Annotated in this window: 4 protein-coding genes; all 4 read right to left on the bottom strand. The window is 59.8% G+C overall.

Annotation, left to right across the window (positions count from 1 at the left end; translation table 11 throughout):
- Positions 1–217: 217 nt before the first annotated feature.
- The 4 genes from HX873_RS29550 to HX873_RS29535 all read right to left on the bottom strand — a co-directional run bounded on the left by HX873_RS29550 (position 218) and on the right by HX873_RS29535 (position 4316).
- Positions 218–1285 (bottom strand): ABC transporter ATP-binding protein, encoded by a 1068-nt coding sequence (locus HX873_RS29550; RefSeq protein ID WP_177123612.1) that lies wholly within the window; start codon positions 1283–1285, stop codon positions 218–220.
- A 5-nt stretch (positions 1286–1290) separates the two neighbouring features.
- On the bottom strand, positions 1291–2082 hold the full coding sequence (locus HX873_RS29545; RefSeq protein WP_008430153.1) for an ABC transporter permease: 792 nt from the start codon (positions 2080–2082) through the stop codon (positions 1291–1293).
- A gap of 28 nt (positions 2083–2110) precedes the next feature.
- Positions 2111–3046, bottom strand: a complete 936-nt coding sequence (locus HX873_RS29540; RefSeq protein ID WP_008430156.1) for an ABC transporter permease — start codon at positions 3044–3046, stop codon at positions 2111–2113.
- A gap of 109 nt (positions 3047–3155) precedes the next feature.
- Complete coding sequence (locus HX873_RS29535; RefSeq protein WP_008430158.1) at positions 3156–4316, bottom strand: PotD/PotF family extracellular solute-binding protein; 1161 nt, start codon at positions 4314–4316, stop codon at positions 3156–3158.
- Between the last annotated feature and the right edge of the window lie 292 nt (positions 4317–4608).

The following is a 4608-nucleotide window of genomic DNA, read 5'->3' as shown; positions in this document are numbered from 1 at the left end:
GACAGGCGGGGCAGAGCCCTAATGAGATGGTCAGCCCGGCACGGGCCCCCGGTAAATCTAGACTTACCGGAGGGCCCACTTCCCGCTCAATAAAACCGACCATTACTCTCTTCCCCCCGGGCAAAAAAAACGCCAGACCAGCCTCCCGTGAAAGAGCGCATGATCCAGCGTAAAAATGAACCTCGGCTGCTTCAGCCAGGCCCCATGTTCAACCCCTTCAGACCGGAATCACCACAAAGCTTTCCGGTTTGCAGGTCAACGCCACGTTCGTACCCGGCGGCAGTGCGTGGCTGCCGGGAGTCGGTAGTTGCTGGCATTTGAGATCAAGCGTGCCACCGGCCACCTCCACGCGGTAGATCACCCGATTACCGATAAACGAAGTGTCCTTGACCTTCCCGGCAAACGCACCGTCGGCCAGTGCGGCGCCCAGCGCCGGCTCAAGGCCGATGGTTTCAGGCCGGATCGACACATTCACCGGCCCTGCACCCACGCTGCTTTTAGCCGTATGGGCATAACGCCCAAACGGCAACTCGACCACGCCACCCAGCCCATACGTGCCGTTGACGATATTGGTATCGCCGAAAAACCTGGCGGCAAACAACGTGCGCGGCGACCAATACATCTCCTGCGGCCCGCCGATCTGCTCGATGCCACCCTTGTTCAGCAATACCACACGGTCCGACAAGATCATCGCTTCGTCCTGGTCGTGAGTCACATACACAAACGTGGTGGAAGTCTCTTCGTGGATGCGCTTGATCTCGTTAAGCATGTGATGGCGAATCTTCAGGTCCAGGGCCGCCAGCGGCTCGTCCAGCAGCAACACCGCCGGGCGATTCACCAGTGCGCGGGCCAGGGCCACACGTTGCGCCTGCCCGCCACTGAGCTCGGAGATCCAGCGGCTCTTGAAGCTTTCCAGTTGCACCAGTTCCAGCGCCTTGTTCACTTCACGCTTGATCTCATCCTTGGGCTTCTTCTTCAAACGCAACCCGAAGGCCACGTTGTCGAACACGTCCAGGTGCGGGAACAGCGCGTACTTCTGGAACACCATATTCACCGGGCGGTGTTCAGGCGCCAGGGCGGTGGAGTCCTTGCCGTCGATCACCACTTTGCCGGTGGTGGGCTCTTCGAAGCCGGCAATGATCCGCATCAGGGTGGTCTTGCCGCAGCCACTGGGGCCGAGCAGGGTCAGGATCTCGTTGCGTTTTACCGTGAGGTCGACTTTGCCCAGGGCGGTGAGGTTGCCGTAGCTCTTGGAAATTCCGGTTAGTTCAATACTGTTGGTCATGGTGATTACTCTGCAGTTTCAGCACGTTCAAGTTCGAGGCGGCGACGACGCAAGGTCATGACCAGGCCGGCAATGGCGATGATGGCGATGGTCACCACCAGCATGAATACCGAGGCGGCATTGATGGTGGGGCTGACGGCGCGGCGCATCATCGAAAGAATCATGAGGGGCAGCGTGGTGTCGCTGCCGGTGACGAACACGGTGATCAGGAATTCATCCATCGACAGCGCCACCGCGAGGATCGCGGCGCCGGCGATGGTTGGCCCGATGATCGGCAGCGTCACCAGCCAGAACGCTTTGAGGGGCGAGGCGCCGAGGTCGCGGGCGGCCTCCTCGAACGACAGGTCGAAATACTCCAGCCGTGAGCGCACCGACTCCACGAAGAACGGAAAGGTGAACAGGGTGTGGCCGATGATCACCGTCAGCAGCGAACGGGGCAGGCCGACCAGTGAGAAGAAAATCACCAGTGCAATCCCCAAAAACAAACCGGGCAAGGCGATGGGGGCAAAGTTCATGAACGCGAACACCGCTTTTACCCGGCCTTTCATGCGCATCAGCGCCAGGGCCGAGAACGTGCCCAGCAGCGTGGTGAGAATCGCCGAACCGGCGGCGACGATCGCACTGTTGGTCAGGGCTGTCATGAAGTCCGAACTGCTGAACAGCGCCTCGTACCAGCGCGTGGAAAAACCCTCGAACGGGAACGACAGCGAGGCGGACGAGTGAAAGCTGAACAGCGCGATAATCGCGATGGGCGCGTAGAGGAACAACATGTAGACGTAAGTGAATAACCGGATCATGGCGAGTTACCTTTTTTATGAGCGGCAGTCAGTCGTGGTAACGCTTGCCGGGTGCCAGGTTGGCTGCGCGCAACACCCCCAGCAGCAACGCGTACACCAGCATGAACACGATCAACAGCAGATAAGCCATCGCCGCACCGAGTGGCCAGTTACCTACCGAGCGGAACTGGTTGGCGATCACCAGCCCGGTGGTCATCGCATCCCGGCCGCCCAGCAGTTGCGGGGTGACGTAGTCGCTGGCGGCCAGCACGAAGGTGAACATGAAGGAGCTGACGATGCTCTTGTGGGCCATCGGCATGATCACCCGCCACAGAATGGTGACACCGCCGGCGCCCAGGTCGGCAGCGGCCTCCAGGTAGTCCTTCTTGATGTCCCGCAGGCCCGACACCAGCAGCAACAGAGTGAAAGGCAGCATGATGTGCACCAGGGTCAGCACCACGGCGAACTTGCTGAACACCAGCCACTCCAGCGGCTGGTCGATCAGGCCGAAGTGCAGCAGGGTGGAGTTGATCACGCCGTTGGTGCCCAGGATCGAGCGCCATGCGTAGACCCGTACCAGGTAACTGGAAAACCACGACACCAACGCCAGGTACAACACGGCGTTGGAGCGTGTGCGGTACACGATGTAATAGGCCACCGGCGCACTGATCACGGTGGAGAGCAGGGCGGTCCAGAAGCCGTTTTGCAGGGCGATCCACAGCGAGTCATAAAACCCGCTGGCGCTCAGGGCCTTGGCATAGTTGGCCAGGGTGGCGGCGGGCTCCATGCTGAAGGTCTTGGCGGTCCAGAAACTGGCAATCAGCAACAGTGCCGACGGAACCAGAAAGAACACCACCAGAAACAGCAACGGCGGCGACGCCAGCCAATACCCGCTGAGGGTTCTCTTATCCATCTTCACGTGTTTACCGACCCTTGAATCGCCGTCGTCCAGGGGCATGGACTCGGTGTTGTTGACTACGGTCATGATGAGGTTGCCTTTGCGTTTTTATTCGAGAGTCAGGGCGCGTTGACCCGTGGGGCGCGTGTTGATGAACACCCACCCCACGGTTGCCAGCGCCGGCGTGCCAAGCGCTCTAGAACGAGCCTTTGAAGTTCGCCCACTGATCGATCCATTCCGCATAGGTCACATACTTTTCGGAGCTCAGGGGCGGTTGGCCATAGAGTTTGGATTTCTCGAAGAAGCTGTCGAGGTTCGCGTAGTCAAAGGTGTTTCTCAGGTCCTCCGGCAGCAGCGGCACGGCCTTGGGGTTGACCACGCCGGAGAACATCGTGGTTGCCATCTTGGCCTGGGTATCGGGCTCCAGGGTCTTGTTGATGAACTCCAGGGCCAGGGGAATATCCTTGGCGGTTTTCGGGATGAACAACGCATCGCACCACAGCGCTGCGCCTTCGCTGGGCACCGACAGGGCAGTGGTCACGCCACGCTTGATGGTTTCGCTCGGGGTGTTGGCGGAGGCCGAGAACACCGCGTCCACTTCACCCGATACCAGCAGCGATACCGCGTCACCCGACGAAGCCGCGAACACGCGGCATTGATCACGGTACGGCTTGAGTTTTTCAAAGGCGTCGTTGAATTCGGCGCGGGTCAGGTTGGGGTACTTGTCGCCGTAGCCGGCGATAGTTGCGATCAGCGACCAGTTCGAGGTGCCGTCATCGACAAAGGTCAACTTGCCCTTGAGCTTGGGGTCCAGCAGGTCGGTGTATTGGGTGGGCTTTTTGACGTTCTTGGGGTTGTAGATGATGGTGTTCATCCCCCACAGCAACGGGATGCCCCATTGCTTGCCGTCCCAGTACCAACGGCTGCCCTTGTAGAACAGCGCGAGGGTATTGTCGGCGGAATAGTTGGGGATCTTCGTGGTGTCGATGGCCTTGAGCAGGCCCATTTCCTGATAGATCTTTTCGTAGCCCAGGGCGTACATGGTCAGGTCGAGCTGCACCGGATCGGAGCCTGCCAGCCGGGCGGTGATGTCGTCCTGGTTGCTGGCATAACTGGAGCGCACGGTAACGTTGCGTTGCTTGCGCCAGTCGGCGAGTTCGGCGTCGCCGGTTTCGCCTTCCCAGCCGAGGATTTCCAGGTGCCCGGTGGTGGCGGCAAATGCGCTGGGCACGAACGAGCCGAGGTACAAGCCTGCGGCAGAGGCGGCAGCGCCCAGCAGGAACGAGCGTCGTTTCAAGCTGAGGGAATTGAAGTCAATGCCGGTCAAACCATAACCCGTCTCTATTTCTTTTTTCATTTCGAGTTCCTGCCTGGGTGGTGGGTGCAAATGTTGAGCGACTTGCAAGGCATGGGCCTGGTGTCGATGCCAGGTGCGTCCTTTTGTATGCAGTCAGTTGGATCGGCAGTGTTATGGCCAGCATTGATTCCATGCTGCTGGGGAGGGTGGTAAGGCCTCCACTGTTCCGATTGACTCTTCCTTGGCGGGGCGACGCACGCTTATTCCGGGCTGCAGGGTGTTGCGGGCCTGAAGCGGTGCGCCCAGCGCTTGATAGGCTCGGCTTGTTGTTTTCATGGGTTGAGTATTGAGC

The organism is Pseudomonas sp. P7758 (assembly GCF_013386485.1).
GTDB lineage: Bacteria > Pseudomonadota > Gammaproteobacteria > Pseudomonadales > Pseudomonadaceae > Aquipseudomonas.
The sequence above is the reverse complement of the archived record's forward strand: the minus strand, read 5'-3'. Positions and strand labels throughout refer to the sequence as shown.